Raw genomic sequence first — 4,468 nt, 5'->3', positions numbered from 1 at the left:
CCTTGCCCTTTTCACTACTTATAAACTCAGTCGCCTTTTCAACGACCTCCTTTACATTTTCTTTTTCCATAAGGCCGGAAGCCTTGTCTTTCAATTCTTCAAACATAACTTGTCGGGTTTACGTGTTATTAATCATACGTTCATATCAATAACAAACATAGCCCCCGGAGCGTTCATAGACAGCACTATGGCAATATGCCAACCGACCGGAAAAGATTTTCATAATAGGCAGCCTTAGCCTCAAGACGCATTGGGTATGCACGGCTCGTAGATGGCATCCTCCAAATGTCGATACCATCGGTAGAACGTACCATAGCCCCCATCTTGGGGACCGGTGTACCTGTTATATCAGCCACAACTCCGGCCGCCTTCTCTCCTGTAGTCACCACAGTGTGACACTCTGGCATAGCGCCCAGCAACTCATACAGAGGAACCGGAGTAAGAATATCCAGGAATTTATCGGACGCATTGCCTTTCAGGCGGCGCACCTCACGGGCAGTGTCATTGAGTGCTATGTGCTTCTCTACAAGCAGCCTCTTTATGGAGTTGAGGTCAAAGCACTTGCGTTCAGCCCGATACAAAGCATTCCGGTCGCCAAAGAAAATCAAGCCCATCATGTACCAGAAATCATTGGTGCGGTTGGGATAATAAAAATCCATGCTCCACCGGTGATTTCCAGGAGGGAATGTGCCCATAATCAGCACACGCGCCCCATCCGGGATAAATGGCTCCCACGGATGTCGCTCAATCTGCATATCGGCAATGTCCATATATCACATATATTAAGTGACTAATCAATTCTCGGCCAAGCGGCGCGCCATTTCGTCGGCCAGCGCACGACAGCCTTCTACCGCCGATGCATCCGGAGCCTGCCGGGCTTCTACAGAAGTAATATCCGTGGTGACATTTTTTCCTTCTTCAAGCAATGCATTGATGCGCTTTACCGCCTGCGGGGCCCATGTGTAAGAACCGAATGTATATATTATGCGGTTTTTCACCTCACGAGTCTTAATGGCCTGCACAAGAGCCTCCACCGGAGGATATAGAGTGTTTGAATAAGTAGGAGCGCCAATAACAAGCCCACGGAAGCGGAATATATCGGCAAGTATATATGACAGATGCGAGCGCGATGCGTCGTGCATGCGAATCTTCCTTACTCCATTTTCAGCAAGGCGTGCAGCGATAACCTCGGCCATGGATTCAGTGTTTCCATACATAGACCCATATACTATGACCACACCATCCTCTGCCTCATAGCGGCTCATCCGGTCGTACAGTCCCGATACCATTGGAATCTCATCGTGCCACACAGGGCCATGTGTAGAGCAGATATACTCAAGTTTCAGAGATGACAGTTTTGCAATGGCTTTCTGTACAAAGACTCCGTATTTGCCAACTATGTTGGAGTAATAACGATAAATTTCAGGGATGAACGGCTCGACATCGGTCTCGGAGTCGACGATTCCGCCATTAAGAGCACCGAAACAGCCAAAAGCATCGCCTGAGAACAGGGTGTTGCGTTCGGGCACATATGTCATCATTGTTTCAGGCCAGTGTACCATCGGGGTAATACGGAATGTCAGAGTCATGCCTCCCAAATCAAGCGAATCGCCATCGGCAACCTTCATGACATTATCCGTAATACCATAGAATCCCTTCACCATTTCCAAGGTTTTCGCATTGCCGACAATAGTAATATCCGGGAAGAAACTGCGGATTACATTCAACGCGCCGGAGTGGTCGGGTTCCATATGATTAATGACGAGATAGTCGGGAGCCTTGGCGCCAATCTGGGAAACTATGTTTTCGCGCAGCTTTTCGCACTCGGCAATAGCGACTCCGTCGATAAGGGCAAGTTTCTCACTGCCTTTCACAAGATACGAATTGTATGTGACCCCCGTCGGCAACGGCCACAATGATTCAAAAAGATTTGTTGTGCGGTCGTTTACTCCGACATAATATATGCCGTCGGTAATTTCTTTAAAGTTCATAAATAGATTTAGATGGATAAACGAGAGTCGGAATCAGCCATATGACATGGACCGTTCCGACTCTAATAACATTTAACCGGGCTTTGATGTTTACAGCACCGATTATAAACTAATTCATTATGCCTTAGCGCGCTCTACGCGTTCAAGATAAGAACCGTTGCGGGTGTCTACACGCACTTTGTCGCCAACCTCGCAGAAAAGGGGCACACGCACTTCAGCACCGGTCTCCACAGTAGCGGGCTTAAGTGTGTTGGTAGCGGTATCACCCTTGATGCCGGGCTCTGTATAAGTGATTTCAAGCACAACGTTTGCGGGCATCTCACATGTGAGCACTGTTTCAGATGCGGCATGTACCATAGCCTCGCAAATATCACCGTCCTTGAGGAACTCAACGCCTTCGATGCTCTCTCCGGCTACAATAATCTCCTCCCATGTCTCGGTGTGAAGGAAGTGGTAGCCCATATCATCCTTATAAGAGAACTGATAAGGACGGCGCTCGATACGCACTTCCTCAACCTTTACGCCTGAGTTCCAGGTCTTGTCGATAATACGACCGGTCTTTACATTGCGGAGTTTTGTACGAACGAAAGCCGGGCCCTTGCCGGGTTTAACATGAAGGAATTCAACGATGAAGAAGTAGTTGCCATCAATATCGAGGCACATTCCATTCTTAAAATCTGCTGTTGTTGCCATATTTATAATGTAATCTGTTTGTTGTTAAGCTAATGAACATTTCCGAACAATGCGGAGTAAATTTCGGCGCAAATTTACAAAAATCCGCATCAATTCACAAATTAACCATATCAAATCATCGAGTGGAAGTGCGCGGCAAGTTTACCGGACATCCATTTACTCGTCGGCGACAAGTCGGGACAGACGATTTTCAAGGTCGGTTGATGAAAGTCGCGATATAATCTTACCTCTGTGGGCAAAAGATATGCTTCCGGTCTCCTCGCTGACCACAACCGCCGCAGCATCAGTGGCCTGACTTATACCGAGAGCCGAACGGTGGCGCAGTCCCATCGAGCGCGGGATATTGGTATCATGACTTACAGGAAGTATGCATCCCGCCGCCTTTATACGGTCGTGGGCGATAATCATGGCACCATCATGCAAGGGTGAATTTTTAAAAAATATATTTTCGATAAGGCGCGAGTTGATTTCAGCATCTATCATATCGCCGGTCTTCTCATAGAGTTCCAGAGGTATTGACTGTTCGATGACAATCAGTGCACCGGTCTTTGACTTTGACATGGACATGCATGCATATACAATCGGGATAACCCAGCGACGCGCATCCTCAGCAGATACAGCCGAACCGCGATGATGGCGGAATATATCGCGCAAGAAACGCCATCGGTTATGATTGCCAAGCTCGACAAGGAAACGTTTTATCTGATCCTGAAACAGAATTACGAGAATTATAAGACCAATCGACATCACCTTATCAAGGATGGTACCGATAAGCCTCATTTCAAATATCTCGCTGGCAACCACCCATACAATGATAAATGCCAGCACTCCGAAAAATATATTGATTGTACCCGACTCCTTCATTATCTTATACAGATAATACAGAAGCATTGCTACAATAATTATATCGAGCGCGTCCTTTATTCCGAATGGTGCCATATCCGATAGATTATGATTGTATTATAGCTTGTTTAAAATTATTCATGGTAGCCGCGACAACAGCCCGGGTGTCATATGCGGCAGCCACGTCGTGGACACGCAGAAATGCCGCTCCGCGTTCAAGCGCAAGGGCATTAAGCGCCACAGTACCGCAAAGCGATTCCTCCGGAGTTTTTCCGGTAAGGCGATATATCATCGATTTTCGTGACACTCCGACAAGCAACGGACAGTCGAGCAAACCAAACATGTCAAGCTCGCGCATGAGTGTATAGTTCTGCTCCAGAGTCTTTGCAAATCCAAAGCCCGGGTCAATCACTACATCAGCCACGCCCATAGCGCGCAAGCGGGATAACTTGACTCGCAAATCGGCTACAACATCGGCAGTGACATCGGCATAGTCAGTCATTGTCTGCATCGAGGAGGGAGTGCCGCGCATATGCATCAGCACATATGGCACTCCGGTCTCCGCCACAACGGCAAACATACCCGGGTCAAGAGAACCGCCTGATATATCATTGATCATATCCGCTCCAAGTTCCGTCACCGCTATCCGTGCGACCTCGGCGCGGAAAGTATCGACACTGACAAAAATATCGGAATCGACTTTCCGCAACGCCTCCATACCGACGCGCAGACGGCGTATCTCCTCCTCGGCTGTAACCTCCAAAGCTCCGGGGCGGGAAGAATAGGCACCAATATCAATCCAGTCGGCACCATCTTCTATCATTTTTTTCACACGATGAGCTACGGATACAGAGTCGTCGGTACGCGAACCGCCATTGAACGAGTCGGGGGGGACGTTGGCTATCCACATTATATGCGGACGGTCAAACCCCACTATGCGG

5 protein-coding genes are annotated in these 4,468 nt (G+C 48.2%); all 5 read right to left on the bottom strand.

The genetic code is table 11. The features are described 5' to 3' along the window. Positions 1-185: 185 nt before the first annotated feature. The gene (locus K2I50_RS00350; RefSeq protein ID WP_301024267.1) at positions 186-770 is read right to left on the bottom strand and encodes a uracil-DNA glycosylase family protein; all 585 of its coding nucleotides are present in this window, start codon (positions 768-770) and stop codon (positions 186-188) included. Positions 771-794: 24 nt separating this feature from the next. Beyond that, complete coding sequence (locus K2I50_RS00345) at positions 795-1,991, bottom strand: FprA family A-type flavoprotein (protein ID WP_301024266.1); 1,197 nt, start codon at positions 1,989-1,991, stop codon at positions 795-797. A gap of 117 nt (positions 1,992-2,108) precedes the next feature. Next, entirely contained in the window at positions 2,109-2,684 is a 576-nt protein-coding gene (gene efp / locus K2I50_RS00340; protein WP_068960784.1) for an elongation factor P, read from the bottom strand. A gap of 156 nt (positions 2,685-2,840) precedes the next feature. Beyond that, positions 2,841-3,623 (bottom strand): diadenylate cyclase CdaA, encoded by a 783-nt coding sequence (cdaA, locus tag K2I50_RS00335; protein ID WP_301024265.1) that lies wholly within the window; start codon positions 3,621-3,623, stop codon positions 2,841-2,843. Positions 3,624-3,633: 10 nt separating this feature from the next. Next, positions 3,634-4,468, bottom strand: an 835-nt coding sequence (folP, locus tag K2I50_RS00330) for a dihydropteroate synthase (RefSeq protein WP_526022930.1), incomplete at its 5' end; no start/stop codon positions are given.

Origin of the sequence: Muribaculum sp., from assembly GCF_029051885.1 — a bacterium.
Taxonomy (GTDB): Bacteria; Bacteroidota; Bacteroidia; order Bacteroidales; family Muribaculaceae; genus Muribaculum.
This window is presented reverse-complemented; position numbering and strand designations above follow the sequence as displayed.